This is a genomic window from Corallococcus terminator (assembly GCF_049194865.1).
Taxonomy (GTDB): domain Bacteria; phylum Myxococcota; class Myxococcia; order Myxococcales; family Myxococcaceae; genus Myxococcus; species Myxococcus terminator_A.
The window spans coordinates 68,357-88,260 of the sequence record NZ_JBLZWL010000090.1; the positions used below are offsets into that span (position 1 = coordinate 68,357).

General features: G+C 69.4%; 20 protein-coding genes. 15 read left to right on the forward strand and 5 right to left on the reverse strand.

Features of this window, described 5'->3' with window-relative positions; genetic code table 11:
- Positions 1-5: 5 nt before the first annotated feature.
- The 5 genes from ACN469_RS28100 (at position 6) to ACN469_RS28120 (ending at position 6,319) form a co-directional block, all read left to right on the forward strand.
- Entirely contained in the window at positions 6-2,657 is a 2,652-nt protein-coding gene (locus ACN469_RS28100; protein ID WP_498772626.1) for an LPS-assembly protein LptD, read from the forward strand.
- A gap of 10 nt (positions 2,658-2,667) precedes the next feature.
- Positions 2,668-3,066 (forward strand): helix-turn-helix domain-containing protein, encoded by a 399-nt coding sequence (locus tag ACN469_RS28105; protein ID WP_498772628.1) that lies wholly within the window; start codon positions 2,668-2,670, stop codon positions 3,064-3,066.
- A 156-nt stretch (positions 3,067-3,222) separates the two neighbouring features.
- Entirely contained in the window at positions 3,223-4,761 is a 1,539-nt protein-coding gene (locus ACN469_RS28110; RefSeq protein WP_498772630.1) for a hypothetical protein, read from the forward strand.
- A 110-nt stretch (positions 4,762-4,871) separates the two neighbouring features.
- On the forward strand, positions 4,872-5,588 hold the full coding sequence (locus ACN469_RS28115; RefSeq protein ID WP_498772632.1) for a TetR/AcrR family transcriptional regulator: 717 nt from the start codon (positions 4,872-4,874) through the stop codon (positions 5,586-5,588).
- Complete coding sequence (locus tag ACN469_RS28120; protein WP_498772634.1) at positions 5,522-6,319, forward strand: enoyl-CoA hydratase/isomerase family protein; 798 nt, start codon at positions 5,522-5,524, stop codon at positions 6,317-6,319. The genes ACN469_RS28115 and ACN469_RS28120 overlap by 67 nt, the downstream gene beginning before the upstream one ends.
- A 12-nt stretch (positions 6,320-6,331) precedes the next feature.
- Here the strand turns inward: ACN469_RS28120 and ACN469_RS28125 are convergent, their stop codons facing one another.
- Entirely contained in the window at positions 6,332-7,330 is a 999-nt protein-coding gene (locus tag ACN469_RS28125) for a M23 family metallopeptidase (protein ID WP_498772636.1), read from the reverse strand.
- 306 nt (positions 7,331-7,636) lie between these two features.
- Between ACN469_RS28125 and ACN469_RS28130 the strand changes: the two genes are divergently transcribed.
- From ACN469_RS28130 to ACN469_RS28170, 9 genes are all read left to right on the forward strand, one after another.
- On the forward strand, positions 7,637-8,197 hold the full coding sequence (locus ACN469_RS28130) for a hypothetical protein (protein ID WP_498772638.1): 561 nt from the start codon (positions 7,637-7,639) through the stop codon (positions 8,195-8,197).
- A 9-nt stretch (positions 8,198-8,206) separates the two neighbouring features.
- Positions 8,207-8,974, forward strand: a complete 768-nt coding sequence (locus ACN469_RS28135) for an endonuclease/exonuclease/phosphatase family protein (protein WP_498772640.1) — start codon at positions 8,207-8,209, stop codon at positions 8,972-8,974.
- Between the two features lie 140 nt (positions 8,975-9,114).
- On the forward strand, positions 9,115-9,534 hold the full coding sequence (locus tag ACN469_RS28140; protein ID WP_498772642.1) for a phage holin family protein: 420 nt from the start codon (positions 9,115-9,117) through the stop codon (positions 9,532-9,534).
- Positions 9,524-9,745 (forward strand): DUF3618 domain-containing protein, encoded by a 222-nt coding sequence (locus ACN469_RS28145; protein ID WP_498772644.1) that lies wholly within the window; start codon positions 9,524-9,526, stop codon positions 9,743-9,745. Before ACN469_RS28140 ends, ACN469_RS28145 begins: the two co-directional genes overlap by 11 nt.
- 63 nt (positions 9,746-9,808) lie before the next feature.
- On the forward strand, positions 9,809-10,009 hold the full coding sequence (locus ACN469_RS28150; RefSeq protein ID WP_141648728.1) for a hypothetical protein: 201 nt from the start codon (positions 9,809-9,811) through the stop codon (positions 10,007-10,009).
- Between the two features lie 35 nt (positions 10,010-10,044).
- A complete protein-coding gene (locus tag ACN469_RS28155; protein WP_498772646.1) occupies positions 10,045-10,491 on the forward strand; it encodes a hypothetical protein in 447 nt (148 codons plus the stop codon).
- Between the two features lie 48 nt (positions 10,492-10,539).
- Positions 10,540-10,833, forward strand: coding sequence for a YtxH domain-containing protein (locus ACN469_RS28160; protein ID WP_498772648.1), 294 nt, complete (start codon positions 10,540-10,542; stop codon positions 10,831-10,833).
- A gap of 155 nt (positions 10,834-10,988) precedes the next feature.
- Positions 10,989-11,906 (forward strand): hypothetical protein, encoded by a 918-nt coding sequence (locus tag ACN469_RS28165; protein ID WP_498772650.1) that lies wholly within the window; start codon positions 10,989-10,991, stop codon positions 11,904-11,906.
- Positions 11,907-11,951: 45 nt separating this feature from the next.
- Positions 11,952-13,454, forward strand: coding sequence for a hypothetical protein (locus ACN469_RS28170; RefSeq protein ID WP_498772652.1), 1,503 nt, complete (start codon positions 11,952-11,954; stop codon positions 13,452-13,454).
- Positions 13,455-13,472: 18 nt separating this feature from the next.
- On the opposite strand, the gene ACN469_RS28175 is transcribed toward ACN469_RS28170, so the two are convergent.
- A complete protein-coding gene (locus tag ACN469_RS28175) occupies positions 13,473-14,342 on the reverse strand; it encodes a hypothetical protein (protein WP_498772654.1) in 870 nt (289 codons plus the stop codon).
- 158 nt (positions 14,343-14,500) lie between these two features.
- Between ACN469_RS28175 and ACN469_RS28180 the strand changes: the two genes are divergently transcribed.
- Positions 14,501-17,038 carry a CHASE2 domain-containing protein gene (locus tag ACN469_RS28180; protein ID WP_498772724.1) on the forward strand — a complete coding sequence of 846 codons (2,538 nt, stop codon included), beginning with the start codon at positions 14,501-14,503 and terminating at the stop codon, positions 17,036-17,038.
- Positions 17,039-17,052: 14 nt separating this feature from the next.
- On the opposite strand, the gene ACN469_RS28185 is transcribed toward ACN469_RS28180, so the two are convergent.
- From ACN469_RS28185 to ACN469_RS28195, 3 genes are all read right to left on the reverse strand, one after another.
- A complete protein-coding gene (locus tag ACN469_RS28185) occupies positions 17,053-17,421 on the reverse strand; it encodes a (2Fe-2S) ferredoxin domain-containing protein (RefSeq protein ID WP_498772656.1) in 369 nt (122 codons plus the stop codon).
- 249 nt (positions 17,422-17,670) lie between these two features.
- Entirely contained in the window at positions 17,671-18,447 is a 777-nt protein-coding gene (locus ACN469_RS28190) for a NuoI/complex I 23 kDa subunit family protein (RefSeq protein ID WP_498772658.1), read from the reverse strand.
- A 31-nt stretch (positions 18,448-18,478) separates the two neighbouring features.
- Entirely contained in the window at positions 18,479-19,903 is a 1,425-nt protein-coding gene (locus ACN469_RS28195) for a complex I subunit 1/NuoH family protein (protein ID WP_498772660.1), read from the reverse strand.
- Between the last annotated feature and the right edge of the window lies 1 nt (position 19,904).

Here is a 19,904-nt window from a genome sequence, read left to right on the forward strand (position 1 = left end):
CCTGAATGGGCCTCCTCGTTCCGCTCGCCGCAGCGCTGCTGGTGTCGTCAGCGCAGATTCCGCTCGCCACCCAGGTCCAGCTCCCCTCCGGCGAGACGGTGGAGCTGGCCGCCGACTTCCTCACCTACGAGTCCGACAAGCAGCTGCTCACCGCGCGCGGCCACTGCGAGCTGCGCACCGGCGAGATGCTGCTCCGCTCGGACGAGGTGACGTACGACGAGGCGAACCAGGTGGCCACGGCCACCGGCAACGTCATGTTCGTGGGCCCCGGCGGCATGGTCGCCGTGGCGGACGACGTGCGCGTGGATATCCGCTCCTTCGAGGCCACGCTCCAGGGCGGCCTCTTCATGCAGAAGAAGGGCGTCACCCAGGACGCGCTGCTCACGGCGAAGACACCCCAGGAGCTGCGCGCCATGGGGGAGACGCCCATCATCCTCAGTGGCTCGCGCATCCGCCGCACCGGCACCAACGCCTTCGTGGTGGATGACCTGGCCTTCACCCCGTGCGAGTGCGGCCCCGGCACGCCGACCTGGCGCATGGAGGCCAGCTCCGCCAACGTCATCCTCGGCGAGCGCGCCACGCTCACCTGGCCTGTCGTCTACGTGCAGTCCGTCCCCATCTTCGCGCTGCCCTGGGTGTACCTGCCCCTGGCCGAGCGCCGCACGGGCTTCCTCTTCCCCAGCCCCAGGTTCGCCGGCATCAACGGCCTGGGCCTGGATCAGCCCTTCTTCGTCACGCTGGGGCGCAGCTACGACATGACGTTCACTCCGGGCTACTACAATGGCGGCAAGCTCCTGGAGCTGACGCGCGACCCCGATAACGACCCCGAGACGAAGAACACGATTACCTACGAGGAACCTCGGCTCAACGGCGTGAAGGGCCCCCGGTTGCTCACGGAGTTCCGCTACGTGCCCAGCGAGCGGACGCGGGGGCGCGCCACGCTCGGGTTCCTCTACGACTTGCGGCCCCGGCTGAACCCGGCGACTGGAGACTTCTACCGCTATCCCCCGGATGCGAACGGGATCGAGAAGATCGTCGACGCCCCGCGCGGGCTGCGGGGCGAGGCCTCCTGGCAGCACTTCCAGGACCTGGGCTCCGGTTGGTACGACAGGGTGGACGCGTCGTTCGTCTCGGACGGCAACTACACGCGCGACCTCACCGCCGACATCATCGTCCAGGGGCTGGATTACCTGCGCAGCACCGCCACCGTCTTCCGGCGCCAGGAGGACTCCTACGCGGGCCTGGACGTGTCGCTGCGCCAGGACATCCGCTGGCCCTACCGCTTCTTCCAGGACAACCGCGTGCCGGCGGCGGTCGACCCGCTGCGGCCGGACCTGCCCTCGCCGCGCACCTTCCAGCGGCTGCCCGGACTCGTCCTGTCACTGCCCGAGCGCCCGTTGGCGGGAGGCCTCAACGGAGCGCTGCGCGCGGAGTTCACCCGCCTGGCCCCCATGGAGGGAGGCTTCGGGGACGAAGGGGTCGACGGCATCTTCCGCCGCGATGGCAACTACCTTCGCCTGGGGGCTTCCCCATGGGTGGACCCCGGCCAGTCCAACGACCTCTTCGACACGCGTGATCGCGAGGCGAGGGACCGCATCGACCTCACATCGCGGCTCGCCACCTCCGTGGCGCTGGGAGACGTCGCGCGGGTGACGCCGTCGCTGTCGCTGCGCCAGGACGCGTGGGCCGGTGAGTACTCCGGCAAGTCGTGGCAGCGCGGCTACCCCATCGGCGGGCTCATGCTGGACACGCAGTGGAGCCGCACCTGGACGGGCACGAAGACCAGCTACCGCCACACCTTCTCGCCCTCCCTGGAGCTGCGCTATGTGCCGGGCGGGTGGGGCAGGGTGCCGTCCGCCGGCGCCGAGGAGGGGGGGCTCGCCCAGCCCTACGACGAGATTGATCGCGCCGTGCCGCTCGCGCTCGACGGTTCCACCCGGGGCTTCTTCCAGGGCGTGCTCGCCGTGGACCAGTCGCTGCGCGTCAAGACGGGCACCCAGGTCCGGGAGCCCCTCCGGCTTCGTATTGGCCAGGGGTTCGACCTGACCCGCTACGTGCCGGCCGCCAACAAGCTCGGAGACCCGGAGCCCGTCCTGCGTGACACCTTCGCGCGGCTCAGCGCGAGCGCCGGTGTGGTCAACGCCGGCGGGCTGGTCCGGATGGACCCCAGGTCCGGTCGCATCACCCAGCTCAGCGCCGACTTCAGCATCGACAACGGCAAGGGCACCGCGCTGTACGCCCGCTACGACGACATCCTCACCACCAGCCAGGCCGCCATCGATCGCGGCGATACGCCCTTCGCGCAGGGTCCGGATGCCATCCGCCGCCCTCTAGATGCCCTGGTAGGCAGTGTATCCCGGGAAACGCCCGGCATCCCTTCGGCCGAGCGGGCTCAAGCTCTCATCGCGGGTACGCGTTTGAAGCTCGGATTTGGTCTCGGGGTGCGGTACGAAGCCCTGGTGCAGCCCCTTTACCAAGATCGCACAACACAAGAGTCGAAGCCCTTCGCCCAGCAGACACTGGGCGTGTCGTATGGACCAGCGTGTGACTGCTGGCGAATCGAAGGGGTGGTGACTTTGCGGCGTGACATCGGGTTGGAATTTTCCGATGTAAATGTCAGCGTCGCCGGTGTCGGGTCGTTCGGTTCGGGCGGCTAGGAATCACCCCATGTGCATGGTGGTTCCACAAACCCCAAGCAGCCAGGAGAAGTACTTCGTGTCGGATCTCGGAAAACGAATCGGCCAGCGCATCCGCGAGCTTCGTACGCAGAGGCCGGAGCGGTGGACGCAGGAGGAGCTCGCGGAGCGGGCCCAGATCAGCGTCTCTTTCCTTTCCATGATCGAGCGTGGAGAGCGTGTCCCCCATGTGGAAACGCTCGCCGCCCTGGCCAACGCCCTTGGCGTCAGCCTTGGAGAGCTTTTCACTGGAACGGAGCAGACCCTTGCCCAGACGGAGGACCTGCTGCGTCCTCTTTCTGATTTCGCGCGCGCCCGGGGCCTCACCGCACGGGACGTGGACCGCCTGCTAGGGGTCGCCCGGGTGATGTTCAGCGGCACCGCCGCCTGAATTCCACCTGTGGGGCCCCTCGCCGGACGCAAGGGGCCCCGGGGTCCGCCCGCCCTGTCCTTGACTGGACGGTAGGTAGCCCGGGAAGATGATGGAGATGCGCTGTGCGCTGCTCGCGCACAGCGCGCTTTCTTCTTCGTCAAGGAGTCGTCGCTGATGCGTCCGGGTCTGGCCTCGTGGGTGGCCTTTACGAGCATGGTGTTGTTGGCGTGCTCTTCGCCAGCTCCTGCCACGCTTGAGTTCGTGGATCAGTCTCCGGCTCGGCCGCGACTGGGAGAAATCACCACACTGCGCTTCCGCGCGGTGGACTCGCGAGGCATGGCGCAAGCCGGCACGCAGGTGACCTTCACCCTCCAGTCACCGGTCCCGGGTGTCGAGCTGTCTCCCACCGTGGGAACAACCAACCCTGGCGACGGTCTCGTCACCATGCAGGTGGTTGCCCGAGGTGGCCGTGTTGCCTCGGTGGTCGTGGTGGCGTCGGCGGGGACGGGTGCGGAGGCCAAGTCGGTCATCTCCCCGGTCATCAGCTTCGCGGGCACCAACTCCAGCTCCCGTCAGCTCACGTTCCAGTGCGGTTCGTGGTCCGGTGAAGGGTCCGGTCTGCACCACGCCATTGGCGCCTGGGATGAGGCGCGCAACCTGATCGCCGGCGTGAAGGTGAACTGCATCGCCCACGTGGGTGATCGCAACGGCGACGGAATCGAGGGCACGCAGGTGTCCTTCCTCACCGAGGCCGGCACCATCGGCCCCACGGCCACGTCCGTCACCGACGTGGTGGGCAACGCCCAGGTCCTCTACAAGACCTCGTTGCCGCTGCCGGACGACGTTCCGCCGGGCGAGTTCACCTGGACGCCCACCAAGGACGCCACCCACACCGGTGAGTACATCGCCCCGCTGTGGATGCAGCCCTTCCTCTGGGATGTGAACCCGCTGGCGGCCTTCAACACCCCGCCCCAGCCGTTCATCACGCGCCCGGAGCCCACGCGCGCCGACCCCATCCGTCCGGGCATCACCAACAACCCGCGCGACAACCTGGTCGCCCTCATCGCCGTCACCTCGGGCGAGGAGGCCTTCGATGACGACAACAACAACGGCCAGTGGGACACGGGGGAGTTCTTCGAGGACCTGACCGAGCCCTTCGTGGACAACAACGACAACGGCACGTGGGATCCGGGCGAGCGCTTCGTCGACACCAGCGGCGACGGCAAGTGGACCGGCAAGAACGGCACCTACGACGCGTCCACGCTCATCTGGGTCCAGGAGCGCATCCTCTGGACGGGTGTGCCCCACGGGTTGGATCGCCCGGACACCGTGCGGCAGATCTCCCCGCCGCCCCCCGCGACCAACGTCCACATCGACCACTTCGGCTCGGCCAGCGCGACCTTCCTCGTGTCGGACCCCTGGTACAACCAGATCGCCCAGAACTCGGAGTCGGATGGCTGCACCGGCGGCGCCGAGGGCCCCATCGTCATCGACCCGTTCGCCTCTGGGTCGATTCCGCTCACGTACCCGTCGTACCGCGTGGAGCGCTACCTCATCAGCGACAAGCACGACGTCACCCAGGAGCCCCAGCCCGGGCCGTTCCCGACGCCGGTGAACTGGAAGACGGAGGCCACCTGCACGTACACGGCCGCGAAGATTGAAGGCCACAAGGTGTCCGTCACCGCGCCCCCTGTCACGGGCGACGTGCTCTAGTCCGCTGTCTCGCGCGGGCTCCCCGGAGAAGTACCCATTGACCCCGGGGGCCCGCGTTCGTAGGGTCCACGCCGACTGATTCAAGAATCAACCAGCCGGTGGAGGACGTCGTGGGCCAGAGCAAGTCGGCGGCGGACAACGGGAATCGCGAGAGCGAGCGCCGCCGGACCATCCTGCGGGCGGCCATCGATGTGTTCGCCCGGAAGGGCTATCACGGCTGCCGCATCGCGGACGTGGCGAAGGAGGCGGGTGTCGCCTACGGCCTCGTCTACCACTACTTCAAGAACAAGGATGAGCTGCTGGAGACCGTGTTCGACACGGGCTGGAGCGGCTTCGTCACGCGCGTGCGCGCGGTGGTGGAGGGGGAGGGGCCGCTTTCGGCCAAGGTGCACGGCGTGGTGGACGTGGCCTTCGAGGCGTACCGGGTGGACCCGCGAGCGGTGAAGGTCCTCATCCTGGAGATTGCTCGCAGTCCAGCGGGCTCGCGCATCAACCGGCAAACGGCCTTCGTGGACGCCATCCGCCTGAGCTCGGAGCTGTTCATCCGGGCGAAGGAGGCGGGGGAGCTGCGCGCGGACACGGATCCGCTGCTGTCCTCCGCCCTGCTGTTCGGCGCGATTGAGATGGGGCTGACGGCCTTCGTGACGGGGCTGGCGGACTCGCGCGACGCGCAGGCGCTGGAGCGAGCCAAGGCGCAGATCGCCGATACCTTCCTTCATGGCGTGCTGGCGGTCGCGTCGCCAGGCGCGGAGACCGCCGCATGGAAGCCGGAGAAGCCGTCGTCGGAGAAGTCCTCTACGAAGTCCAAGGCCCCCAAGCGAACCTGACCATCAACCGGCCCAAGGCGCGCAACGCCTTGTCGCCCACGGTGGTGAAGGCGCTGACGGACGGGCTGGAGCGCGCGGAGGCGGACCCCGCCGTGCGCGTGGTGGTGCTCACCGGCGCGGGTGAGAAGGTCTTCTGCGCGGGTGGCGACCTGGGACAGATGGTGGGCGATGGCGGCTTCCTCGCCACCCACGACGGTCGCCGCTCCTACGGGAAGCTGCTGACCCGGTTCCAGGAGGCGCGCAAGCCCACGGTGGCGCGCGTCAACGGGCACGCGCTGGCGGGCGGCCTGGGGCTGGTGCTCGCGTGCGATCTGGCCGTGGCGGTGGAGGGCGCGGACCTGGGCACGCCCGAAATCGACGTGGGCCTGTTCCCGATGATGATGATGGCGCTCCTGCAGCGCCACGTGGGCCGCAAGCGGGCGCTGGAGCTGGTGCTGACGGGAGACCGGCTCCCCGCGCGCGACGCGCTGACGCTCGGCCTGCTCAACCGGGTGGTGCCCGCGTCGGAGCTGGATGCCACCGTGGGGGCGCTGGCGGGGAAGCTGGCCGGCAAGAGCCAGGCGGTGCTCGCCCTGGGCCGGCGCGCCTTCTTCACGGCGGAGGACCTGCCGCTGCCCGCGGCGCTGGAGTTCCTCGCGTCGCAGCTGTCGCTCAACGTGCTGGCCGACGATGCCGGCGAGGGCGTCTCCGCGTTCATGGAGAAGCGCCCGCCGAAGTGGAACGACCGCTGAAGCTCGCCGCGCTCAGGGCGTGCTGAGCGCGGTGTCCCCGCTGGCCACGGCGGGGGCGGTGGGCGGGAAGAAGTCCAGGCGCAAGAGCGACTCGCCATCCACCCAGATGCCATCCACCTTCACGCCCCAGTGCAGGTGGGGGCCGGTGACGCGGCCGGTGCTGCCCACCAGGCCCAGCGGGTGACCCTGCGGCACCTTGTCGCCCTTCTTCACCTGGATTTTCGACAGGTGGAAGTACGCGGTGAAGAGGTCTCCGCCGTGGTGCACGAGCACCGTCTTGCCGGAGGAGTAGTTGTCGCGCGCCATCACCACGGTGCCCTCGTTGCTGGCCGTCACCTGCGCGCCCGGGTCCCCGTCGATGTCCACGCCGAAGTGCTGGCTGGACAGCTTGCCGTTGAAGGTGCGCCGGTCGCCGAAGGGCGCGGTGATGCGGTCCTGCCGGGGCCAGACGAAGTTCTGCGCGAAGTGCGGCGCGCTGAAGGGCTGGGAGAAGGCCGCGGCGAAGGCCTTCCGGTCCGCGGCGATGCGCGCCTTCACCGACGCCGGAGGCGCTACGTACTTGCCGGACACGCGCAGCTCGCGCGACGGATAGCCCGGCTCCACCACGTCCAGACTCCCGGTCAGCTCCAGCGGCGCGCCGCCGAGCGACGACGGGCCCACCACCTGGGCCAGGGCGCTGCCCGGAGCCAGCTCCACGGGCAGCCCCGTCACCGCGAGGAAGCCATCCCCCCACGCGAAGAAGCGCAGCGGACGCCCCGCGAGCGTGCCCGTGGGCATCCCCGCCATGCCCCGCACCGCCACCATCACCGGGTCGCCGGGCTTGGCCGTGCCGGGCTGGAGCGAGAGCAAGGGACGCGCCTGGGACGCGACAGGGGCCTCCACCGAAGGGGCGGGGAGGACGACAGGCGCTGGCGTCTTCTCGGCGGCCTGGGCCTTCGCACCCAGGGCGAGCAGTGCGAGCAGCGCGTGGGAAGGCGCGGAATACAACCAGCGTGCGGGGTGCGGAGCCATGAGCCGTTCTTTACACCACGAAGTCCCGGACTCTTCCCAGGGTGAGAATTCGAGGTGTCGGACGGTTGCTCCTTTGCCCAGGAGCGCCCGCTGGGGTGCCTGCTCGGCGCGGCCCCGCTGCCCGGTCTCCGAGCGGGCAGCGCACGCCTGACATTGTCGGCACTTGGACGTCGCAGGGGCCTGGAATCGCGGCCCGGCGGGCTGGAGAGCAGGCAGCCGACTGTCAGCCGCTGTGTCAACCCGTACCGGCGCGCCTCCAGGCTTCCTAGCTTCTGCTCGGACCCAATTACTCTTGGAGATTCGCGGATGCCTCGTCCCTATAGCTTCGACCATTTCCAGGCGCCGAAGACTTTGCCGCAGAGCCGCAGCATGCGCCGGCGGGACAAGGAGCATTTGGCTCAATCCCGTTCGCAGACCGAAGAGCTGGCGGCGCAGGAAGGCGTGCACTACGGCAAGTCCTTCTCCGAGACGGAGGAGATCTTCCACGCGCGACAGATGGAGGCGCAGCTCGAGGAGCTGGCGCGTCAGGAACCCGATGGCAAGTTCTCCCACGGCACGTCGGCGCCCGCCCGCGCCGCGTCGAAGCGCGCCGCGCGCGAGGACAAGGTGAGGGAGGACAAGGTCAAGAAGGACGCGCCGATGGTGGAGCCCGTCATCCGTGGCACCACGCCCATTGGCGCGCTGCCTCCCACGCGCGAGCAGCCTCCGCGCGGCCGGCTGCCGGACCTCATCGACGAGGCGGGGCGTCAGCTGCAGACGCTGCGCGGCGGACTGGGGGACGCGGCCAAGGCGGTGGCTCGGCTGGCGGCGCTGCCCTTCGAGGTGGTCCGTCTGGCGGCGCGGCGCCTCAATCCCCTCCACGGATAGCCGCGCCCCGTGGAACTGACGCTCGTCAGTTACAACATCCACAGCGGCATCGGGACGGACGGCCGGTTCGACCTGGGCCGCGTGGGTGAGGTCCTCCGCGAAGTCGGAGCGGATATCGTCGCCCTCCAGGAGGTGGGCGACTTTCGCGCACGCACCTCGCGCGAGGACCAGCCCGAGCACCTGGCGGACATGCTCGGGATGCACATGGCCTTTGGCCCCAACGTGGTGCGCAACGGCCGGCGCTACGGCAACGCCGTCCTCACGCGGCTGCCCATCCTCCACTCGAAGAACTACGACCTGAGCGTGGGGCGGCGCGAGCCTCGAGGCGCGCTGCGCTGCGACCTGGACCTGGGCGGGGGACAGCAGCTCCATGTCTTCTCGCTCCACCTGGGCCTGCGGGTGTCGGAGCGCCGTCGCCAGGAGGCGTTGCTGTTGGGCTCGGACATCCTCCGGGACGCCGTGCGCAAGGACCCGGCCGTGGTGTGCGGGGACTTCAACTACTGGGGCAACGGCGCGGTGCCCTCGCTGGTGCGCCAGGCCATCCACGACGCGGCGCTGGAGCTGGGGACGCCTGCTCGGACCTACCCCACGCGGTGGCCCGTGCTGCGGCTGGACCGGATTTACGTGGACTCGGGAGTCCGGCCGCTCTCCATCCACCCCCACCGCACGGAGCGCAGTCGCATTGCATCCGACCACCTGCCGCTCGTCCTGCGCTTCGCGGCGCCCGTCGTCGAGACGACGTCCACCCCCTCTCCCCCGGTGGAGCTCATCGGGTAGCGTGGGGGACCGGCGGGCGCGTTGAGTGGCCGACGCTTGCGAACGCCGGACAGAAACGCCGGGATGAGGTTGTCCCGGAGGGCAGGGGTGCCTAGGTTGGCGCCACTTCTGTAAGGACGTGAGCGCCGGCCGGAGAGTGAATGCACGTGGGGAGCGAACAGACGGAGCGTGGCCTCGCCGCGCTCGTCGGCCGCATGGCGGACAGCTTCAGCCGACTGGTGACGCAGCATCTCCAGTTGGCGCGCCTGGAGCTCGCGGAGGATTTGAAGGCCACGGGCATGAACGTGGCGATGATCGCCGCCTTCGTGCCCTTCATCCTGGTGGGGTATGCCTTCGCGTGCGGTGCGCTCGCGGCGGTGCTGTCCCCGTACCTGGGGTGGGCCGGGGCGCTCGGGGTGGTGTCGCTGCTCAACCTGGCGGCGGGTGGTGGTGGTATCGCCTGGGCGACGCAGCGGCTGAAGACGCGGAAGATGATGGACGACACGACGGATGAGCTGACGCGGAGCATGGCGGCGCTGGCCACCACACCGGCCCTGAAGGAGCATTCGAGTGGGCGCTAGCAATGGACATCCGAAGACGGCGGGGCCCCGCACCAGCGCGAGCCTGCGTCAGGACATCGAGCGGACGCGCGAGGAGCTGGCCACGTCGGTGAGCGCGCTGCGCGAGGAAGTGGCCGTCGCCGCCGACTGGCGCGAGTGGGTGCGCCGCCATCCGCACGAGTGCGTGGCCGCGGCCTTCGCCGTGGGCTTGCTGCTGGGCTCGCGCCGCTAGAGGCCGCGCGGGCCGACGACTTCGTGGTTTCACCTTTTTGATTGAACCGAGGAGAAGACCTTCATGGACATGAATCCGCAGCAGGTGGCCGACCGGGCCCGTCAGCTCCAGGACCGCGTGGTGCCCCAGATTGATGAGGCGCGGCAGAACCTGGTGGACATGAACAACCGCGTGGTGAGCTTCATCCGCGCCAACCCTGGCACGTGCCTGTTGGGCGCGGTGGCCGTGGGCTTCCTTGTTGGCCGCATCGCCTCGCGTCGCTGAGTGGCGCCGCTGACGAAACACGAGAGAGGGCACTCATGACGAACTATCCAGGGGCTTCAGGCAACGGCAACCCTTCGTCCCGTGAGCATGGCTCGGACGCGGGGTTCGGCCAGCGGGTGGACCAGATTGGCTCGGAGGCTCAGCAGCTCTGGAGCGATGCGAGGGGCGCGGTGGATGACCTGGGACAGACGCTTGATTTGCGGGGCCGCGTCGAGCGCAACCCGTACGGGATGCTCGCGGCCGCGCTGGGCGTGGGCTACGTGCTGGGCGGCGGGCTCTTCACGCCGCTGACGGCGCGCATGCTCAAGCTGGGCGTGCGGCTGGCGGCGCTGCCCTTCGTGAAGGACGAGCTGCTGGGCATGGCCGAGACGGCCTTCCAGGGTTATCAGACGGGACGCAGCGTGGTGGGCTCGGCCGCGCGTGAAGGCTCCGCGTCGGCGGATGCGTCCGCCGCGGGGACTCCGCGCCCTCCGTCCTACTAGCTTTGCTGTCTCATCCCCCCACGACGTAACAGCCTGTTGGAGTCACGAATGAACCTGAACGCCCTGAAGAAGATGGACAAGGACGACCTGCTCAACCTCATCGGCCTGGAGAGCCGTCGCAGCGCGGCGGAGGATGTGCTGCCGGTGCTGGGCGCCTTCGCGGCGGGCATCCTGGTTGGCGCGGGCCTGGGCCTGCTGCTGGCGCCGAAGCCGGGCAACCAGCTCCGCGATGACCTCAAGCAGCGGCTGCAGTCCGGCCAGGAGTACCTGACGAACACGCTGGGCAAGGGCGAGACGTCGCCGTCCCAGGGCGCGCAGTCGCCCTCGTCCCGCACGGCGTAGTTCCAGAGGTCCGTGCTCACGAGCGCGGACCCTGTCATGACGTGAGGGCCTCCATCCGTGTGCCGCGAGTCGGCGTCGGGTGGGGGCCTTCCGTGTTTCTGGAGCGGCGTGGACTCGTGAGGCCCTGTTGCGGGCAGGGTGTAGACTCCGCGGCCGTGAGTGAGACGACGAAGGGTGGGGCGTTGGGGCCCATGAGCGCGGCGGCGGGGCCGGAGGCGGCGCTGGCCCGGCTGCGTGCGTTGGAGACGCTCGAGTCGGGCTACGAGGCGTGGCTGGAGCTGAAGGGGGAGCACGCGGCCTCCGTCGCGCGGTTCCGCGAGGAGCGGGAGCGGTTGGATCAACAAGGCTCCTTCCTGTTGGGGGCCGTGCGCGCCGCGGGCCTGGAGCCGACGGCGTCGACAGAGCCGGGGCTGGTTCCCTCGTCGGCGTCGGCGGGGGACTTCCTGCGCGACGCCGAGGAGAAGCTGACGAAGACACGTGAGGCGCTCGCGGCGCGCGAGGCGGAGGCCGAAGCGGGCTACTCGGCGGCCTTCGCGGAGATTCGCGCCACGCTGAAGGACCGCGTGCAGCGGCACCTCGCGGTGCATCGTCCGCGTCTGACGTTGCTGCTGCGCCGGGTGGGAACGGAGCGCTCCATCCTCCATGTCGAGCGCGTGTCGGGTGACACGCCCGTGCTGCTGTGTCAGCTCTTCACGGGGCGGATTCCGTCGCGGTACGGCTTCCTCCTGGATGACTCCACGGAGGACGTGGCCCTGGCGCCCGCGCCGCTCTATCCGGACGAGGGTGTGGCTCCCTCGGACGTGAGGCCGGATGCCGCCGCGTTGGTGGAGCGCGTGCGCGCCTTGGGAGAGGTGCTTCCGGTGAAGGGCATGTTGCCGCTGGCCGTGCCGCGTCCCGGAGGAGGGGAGGACTTCTTCCGACTGCTGCAGCGCGGGGCCGTGCTCGAGGTGGAGGTGGTGGAGGGTTCGAGCTTCCGCAACGTCCTCGGCCGCGAGGAGTCCGAGCGCTTCGCGGGGCACCTGCTGCGTCTCAAGCTGGCGGGGCGCATCGACCTGGATATCGAAGCGGGCTGAGCCGCCTTCGAAAACGGCCGCGACCTCTGGTAGACGCGACACTCCGTGTCCGACGCCAGCCTCTCGAGTTCCAGTCCTTCGCGCCATCCGTGGTGGCCGCTCCTGCTGGTGGGGGCCGCGGCCTGGCTGCTTCGTGTCGCGGGCTTCTTCCATCGGGGCGGCGCCTTCGGCCATCCCGTGGACTACGACGAGGGCGTCTACTTCAGCGCCGCCGCGCTCCTGTCGCAGGGGGTGTTGCCCTATCGCGACTACTTCTTCGTCCACCCGCCCGGGTTGGCGGTGCTGCTGTCGCCCCTGGCCGCGCTCTCCCGCGTCTTCGATGCCGCGACGGCGTTCACCGTGGTGCGCTGGTGCATCCCTGTCCTCGGTGCCCTGAGCACGGTGTTGAGTGGACGTATCGCCCAGGAGCGTTGGGGCATGCGGGCAGGGCTCGTCGCGGCCCTCGTGTATGCCGTCTATCCCGAGGCCGCCGCGACTGAGCGAGGCCCGTTCCTGGAGCCGCTGCTCAACCTCACCTGTCTCGGGATGGCGTGGGTGTGGCTTCGTCCGGAAGGCAAGGACGGAGCACGGCGACAGGACTTGTGGGCCGGTGTCCTGCTGGCCACCGCGTGCGCCATCAAGCTCACCGCGGGCGTCTGGGTGCTCGCCGCGGTGTGGGCTCGTGGCGCCGCGGGAGAGTGGCAGCGAGTCGTGAGACTCGTGGGGGCCGCGTTGGTGGCGGGGCTGCTCTGGGTGGGGCCCTTCTTCGCGCTGGCGCCCGGGCCGATGTTCGAGGGCCTGCTGCACTTCCAGTTGCTGCGCCCGCCTGATGGTGAGCTGGACACCTGGCGTCGGCTCGTGACGATGCTGGGCGAGAGACACCTCGGTGTCTCCGTGTTGAGCGGAGTGGGGCTGCTCGTGGTGCTGGTTCGCGCTCGGCGGAGGGAGGCTGTCGCCGAGAGGCTCTTCGCGGGAGCCTGGCTCCTCACGTGCGCGGTCTTCCTGTCATCCAAGAGCTACTGGGGCCAATACAACGCGAGCCTGGCACCGGCCACGGCGTTGCTCGCGGGGCTCGGCGCTTCGTGGCTGCTCGATTGGGCGGATGCGCGCTCGCGCCGATTCGCGGTGGCAATGGCGGGCGTGGTGGGGCTCGCCGCACTCTCTCCGCTGCCTGCTTCCCTCCGTGATGCCCAGCAGCGGGACCGTGGACTGCTCGCGCTGGGGCACGACATCAGGGCCCATGTGTCTCCTGACTCGGCGCTCTGCGTCTTCGAGCCCGCGTGGGGCATCGTCGCGGGGCGACTGCCTGGGATTCCCCAGGGCTCACCCGCACTGGTCGACCCGTATGGACTGATGTTGCACGACGCGCTGGGAGGCGCCGAGCGCTACGCCTCCGCGGCGGCGGCCTTCGAGGATGAGCGCTCGCAGCGGACGATGCTCGCCCTGCTCGAGAGCTGCGATGTCCTCGTCCTCAATGGCCGAGGCGAGTGGCAACTGTCGGCGGCGAGTGAGCGCTGGGTTCAGACGCACTTCGCACGGGAAGGGCCTTTGTGGAGGCGCCTTCCCTGAGCGAAGGGGGGCTTGCTGTCAGTTCGTCCGGATGATGCCGACGTCGGCGGTGCCCGCGAGCAGCGCGCTGCCGAGGAACAGGTTGTCGGACTCCGCGCCGCCCAGACGCACGGCCTGGAAGATGACCAGGTACGTCTGATTGGCCCGAGAGAAGGCCGTGCCCGGAATCGTCACCTGCGCCTCGCGATACGAACCCGGCACCGCGACGAGCTGGAGGAACTCCAGGGGCGTGGTGGGCATGTTGGAGTACGTCGGCTGGCCCTTCGCTCCGTCGGAGCTGAGCGGCACCACGGTGACGAAGCCCAGCGTGCGCTCCTTGCCGCCAGCGGGCGCGGGGCGGTCGAAGGACAGGGACGTCCCGGAGGCGTGGCTCAGGTAGCCATTGCTGGGGTGGAACTTCTCGATCTTCTCCTGAATCGGCGCGTCGTCGACCTGTCCCACGTAGCGCGTGCCATTGCGCGAGGCGATGAACTGATACGTGGCGCCGGACTGGTACGCCAGGCTCGGGTCGCTCCCGCCTACGTTGGTGCGGCTGTAGCTGCCCGAGCCGTCCTCCGTCAGCGTCGTGGCCTGGCCTCCCATCGGCTGCAGCGTCGCCGTGGCCCCGGACACCCCCGAGGGCTGCGAGTTCTCCCCGGACTTGGTGCCGAAGAACACCAGCGCCGCCGTCTGGGCGGGCAGCGAGATGGCGTCGCCGCCATCCGCACCGAACGTCCCGGCGTCGAAGCCCGCGAGCGCCGAGGCGGAGACCTCCACCTCGGGCGTGGCCAGCAGGGTGCCCACCATGACGTGGTCGGCGGTGAGCTGAGCCCCTGTCTTCTCCAGGTCGCACGCCAGGGGAGCAAGGAAGAGGGCAGCGACGGCGGCGGACAAGAGGACGCGATTCATGGGTTCCTGGGTTGCAACGAGTCCGCCGAGCATAGCAGGCACGCGCGACAAGCCCCGCGCACTCGGCATCTCGGGGTATCCTGCGGGCACTCGTGCAAGGACACCGCGTTCACTCCGCGAGCCGGCGCTTCTTCAAGCGGCTCGGCTTCTCGCTGGCCATGGCCGCCTTCTTCGGCTGTGTGCTGGGGATCCTCGTGTATCTCCGGGCGCCCCAGCCCGCGGCGCCGCGAGGGGACTCGCCCGCATGGGTGCCCTCGGGCCCCGTGGAGACAGCGCAGGGGTGGTTGGAGGGGATGGAGCGGCGCACCTACGACTGGCGCGTGTTGGAGCTCGGCGCTCGCTCGGATCGCCCGGACGAGGCCGTCGTCGTGGCCATTGACGACGAGACGCTCGCCGAGGCGCGTCAGGATGACCGTCCCGGTATCGCCACCCAGCCCTGGCCCCGGCAGCTCGTGGGCGCCATGGCACACCGGCTGGTGGAGGAGGGCGCGTTGCTGGTGCTGCTCGACCTGCCGTTCCCCGAGCTGAGCCCCAACGCCTGCGTCAACCCGAAGCTGTCACCCGGCGCCATCTCCAGCGACGACGCCTCGTTCCGCGAGTTCCTGGAGCGTGACTCGGGCAAGGCGCTCTTGTCCTTCTCGTGGGAGTCGCAGGGCTCGCGGGTGCTGCCTCCGGCGAGTCGCCTCTGGCCCTATCGGGTGAAGGTGGGCACGTTCGCCAACACCGCCGAGGCGCGCGCGCGTGCGCAGACGGTGCTCGCGGTGCAGCGGCCCGCCTTCGTCATCCCCGCGGGAAGTCAGGTGGAGGTCTGGGGCGGCGCCTCGGACGAGGCGGATGGGAAGGAGCTGGGGACGCGGCTGGGCGAGCGCGGGGCAGCCATCGCGGAGCGCCGTGCCACGGACGACACGTTCCGCATCGGCCCCACGGACCTCTTCGTCTCGCTGGCGGAGGTGCAGGTGGAGGGGGTGGACCCCTCGAAGCTGGTGGAGGTGCGCCAGCTCCAGCATCCGGTGGCGCCGCTCATGGGCGGTGGCTCGGGTTATGGGGCCGTCACCCTGCCGGGGGACCCCGACGGCGTGGTGCGCGGAATCCCTCATCTGGTGGCGTATACGGCGAGGGATGGGCGCCACGTGTTGCCCTCGCTCCCGCTCGCGGCGGCCATGCGGCTGGCCAACACGCGCACGCTTCGCTACGTGGATGGCAGGCTGCACGTGGGTGATGCGTACTCGGTGCCGATGGACGCGTCGGGCTACAGCCTGATGCGCTGGGATGCGCCGACGGCGGGGCGGGGCTCTCGCGGCTCGCTGGCGCGCTCCATTCGCGCGTGGAACGTGCTGCTCAATGTCTTCGACGTGGCGGACGAGCGTCCGGCGCGCTTCGACAATGACTTGGAGGGCCGCACCGTCGTCCTCACGCGCACGGCGGGCGAGTCCGGCCACCTGCGGCACACGCCCATTGGCCTGGAGACGCCGGGCGGCGCGATTCTGGGTCAGGCGCTGGCCAACATCCTGCGCTCCGAGGGCATCACCCGGGCCCCCGCGGACTACGATTTGGGGCTGACGGTGGGCCTCGCGTTCCTGGGGGCCTTCCTCGCGCTGTCGCTGAGCTTCCTCTTGCGCTCGCTGCGGGGCGCGCTGCTGTACCTGAGTGGACTGGCGCTCGCGGGTGCGGGGTACACGGCGGCGGTCTTCTACGTGTTCATCGAGCAGCGCCTCTGGGTGGCCATGGCGGGACCGCTGCTGGCCATGGTGGGGGCGTTCGCCGTCACCACCGTCTACGCCTTCCGCAACGAGCAGCAGATTCGCGACTTCGTGCAGACGGCGCTGGGCCGCTACGTCAGCCCCGAGGTCGCCCGGCTGGTGACTCGCGACTTGAGCCTGATGCGCCCCGAGCGGCGGCGGATGTCCGTGTACATCTGCGACATCGAGGGCTTCACGCGCCTGTCGGAGGGCATGACGCCCGAGCAGCTCGTGGGCCTGTTCAATGAGTACCTGCTGGAGATGGCGGCGGTGGTGCGCTCCACGGCGGGGCAGGTGGACAAGTACATCGGCGACTCGGTGATGGCGTTCTGGGGCGCGCCCGTGCGCACGGAGCGCCACGCGCACCTGGCCTGCGAGGCCGCGTTGAAGATGCGCGCGGTGCTGACGGAGAAGCAGGACGCCTGGGAGAAGAAGTACGGCCGTCGACTGAACTTCCGCGCTGGCGTGGACACAGGCGAGGTCATCGTCGGCGACATGGGCAGCGAGCTGAAGTCCAACTACACCGTGCTCGGTGACGCGGTGGGGATGGCGGCTCGGCTGGAGTCGCTGAACAAGGTGTACGGCACCTATGTGCTGGTGGGGGACGGCACCGCGTCGCTCGCGGGGGACAACTACGTGTTCCGCGTGGTGGACCGGGTGCGGCTCAAGGGGCGCACGGAGCCGCTGCGCGTGCACGAGCTGGTGGGGCGGAAGGGTGAAATCACCGGACCGCAGCAGGAGCAGCTCGCGCTGCACGAGAAGGCCCTGACGGCGTACCACCAGCGCCGCTTCGCGGAGGCGCACGCTGTCTTCGAGCGCTCCGCCACCGAATTCAAGGACACCGTCTCCGCCGTGTACGCGGCGCGCTGCGCCCGCTTCATCGTCACGCCGCCGCCCGCGGAGTGGGATGGGGTGCACGGCGTGGACGAGAGTGAGCACGTCGCTGTCGCGGCGTGACGCTCGCGCGAGCCTCAGCCGTCGTCGGGGTCCGGCGTCTCCGGCTGGCCGAACAGCTCGCGCACGGGCGCGTCCTTCGCGATGTGCTCGTTGACCACGCGGCGCATCTTCTCGGGCGTCATCTCCGAGTAGTACACCTCGCCGTCCCAGCCCATGAGCTGGAAGTCCTCGGGCGACAGCGGGTCCCTCTTGCGGCCCGTGTCCTCGCGGACCACCACGTTGGGCCCCATGTGGCAGAAGCCGTAGCAGCCGCCCCGGTACAGCTCGCAGCGCCGCACCAGCCCCTGCTCCGACAGCGCGTCCCGGGCCGCGGCATACACCCCATCCGCGCCGCCGGCCTTGCAGGTCGACCCTTTGCACACGGACAAGCGGTAGCGCTTCATCGCCAAGACACCACCCACCCTACGGAGTCCACACCCCGAGCGAAAGCAGCCGACCTTCAACATCGTGTGCCAGGCCGCACTCCACACCGTCCCGGGGACGGAAGCCCGGACGCCAGACGCCAGGGCCATTGAAGAGCTGCAACGTCATCACCCACACCCCGAAATGAGTCCGGCCCGCCTACCGCTCGAGGAGCGGGGAGGCGGGCCGGGGCTGCTGCACATCCGTACGCGCGGGGCGCGTGGATGGATCTACTTGAGGAACTTAGTCACCTGGATGGGGCCCTGCTGCGTGACGACCGTCTGTCCGTGCGTCACCACGGCCTTGCCGTGCCCACCGTGGTGGTCATGCCCCGCGCCCAGCTGCGGCGTCTTGAGCTGCACCAGGCCGTCGCCAATGCGCGTGTGGGCCTCCTTGTGCGTGTGGTGCGGCTCCTCGGAGCCCTCACGCTTGTTCCACGGGTCCGAGGGGTGCGAGACGGCCGGCCCCTTCAAGAGCTTCGGGATGTCGTAGACGAAGTTCTGCCGCGTGTACTCGGACGGGGTGTGCATGTACGTGTCCATGCGGATGGCGTCCTTCGGGCACGCGTCCACGCACAGGCCACACACGATGCAGCGCAGCTCGTCGATGACGAACTGGGTGGGGTACTTCTCGATGACGCGCGACTCGCCGTCAGCGTCCGTCTCCTCGTACTCACCCGCCTCGATGTAGATGCACTGCGCCGGGCAGATGGTCGCGCACATGTAGCAGGCCACGCAGCGCGGCTTGCCGTCCTCGCGCGGAACCAGCCGGTGCAGCCCGCGGTAGCCCTCCGGGTAGATGGGCTTCTCCTCGGGGTACTCGACCGTCGTCATCAGGCTGGAGCCCGTGCGGTCCTGCACCTGCGTGTTCGTGTCACGCGTGCCGAAGAGGTTGCGGAAGAAGTGCTTGGTCGTGATGGCCAGACCGTGCAGCAGCTCCGGGATGTACATCCGCTCCCGGATGTCCGTGCGGGGGTCCTGGGTGACCTTGGTAATCTTGATGGCCATGATGGTGTCTCGATTCCCGGTGCCCTAGGGCCTAGTGCGGAGACGCCGCGCTGGCGTGGGACGGCAGCCCATGCGCGTCGTGCCCGTGGTCATGGCCATGGGCTCCATGCGCGCCGTGCGCACCGCCCTCCGCCGCTTCTGCCTTCTTCGTCATCGTCAGCACCACCAGCACGCCAATCTCCAGCATGCCCACCACCGCGAGCGCCCGCAGGGACGGATCCCACAGCACCAGCGCGCCGGTGACGAACACGTTCACCAGGGCCAGCGGCAGGAGGATCTTCCAGCCCAGCGCCTGGATCTGGTCGTAGCGGAAGCGGGGGAAGGTCCAACGAATCACCAGCTGCACCCAGATGAGGAGGACCACCTTCACCCAGAACACCGTGCCGAGGAGGGTGCCGTACAGCCACCCGTGCTCCTGCATCAGCGGCTGGCTCGCCAGCCACTCGCCGCCGAAGGGCAGGTGGTGGCCGCCGAAGAACAGCGCCGTCGTCACGCCGGCCAGCACCACGACCTCCACGAACTCGGAGATCATGAACAGGCCGAACTTCATGCCGGAGTACTCCACGAAGTAGCCGATGATCTCCGACTCGCCTTCCGGCGCGTCGAACGGGGCGCGCTTGGTCTCCGCGAAGGACGCGACGAAGAAGCCGATGAACCCGATGGGCTGCAGCAGGAAACCCCACGCCGGCAGGCCGAAGTCGAACGCGCCATCCGTGCGCCAGAGGTACTGCGCCTGACCCGTGGCCTGCGCGCCATCCAGGCCCAGCTCACCGACGAGCAGCGGAAGCTGCAGCGAGGAGAACGCCATGAACAGGCCGATCAGCGACAGGCCCAGGGCGACCTCGTAGGAGATCATCTGCGAGGACGCGCGCACGCCACCCAGCAGCGCGAACTTGTTGTTGGAGGACCAGCCCGCGAGCGCCGTGCCGTAGACGGCCAGGGAGGCGATGGCGAGCAGGTACAGCACGCCGAAGTCCGGCGTGGCCACGACCATGTCCACGCGGTGACCGAACACCGTCACCGAGGGCCCAGCGGGCACCACGGCGAACAGCGCGAACACCGGCGCGAAGGCGAGGATGGGGCCCAGCTTGAACAGGAACGTGTTCGCCGTGCCCGGGATGAAGTCTTCCTTGGTCAGCATCTTCAGCACGTCCGTGAGGATGTGCGGAAGGCCCGCCAGGGAGCGGTTGCGGAGGCCGGGCAGGTTGATGCGCGCGCGGTTGGGACCCACGCGGTCCTGCATCAGCGCGCTCCACTTGCGCTCGGCGATGGTCAACAGCGTGGCGATGATCATCACGAAGACGAGCATCAGGAACAGGATGTTCGTCAGGCGGCTGGCGCCCGCGAAGAGATGCTCCTCGGCCAGGCCGGCCACCACATACGCCGCCGCGGACACACCCGCGAGCGTCGCGACGATGAAGCCCATCGCGAAGAGGACAGTCAGTACGCGCTTCATC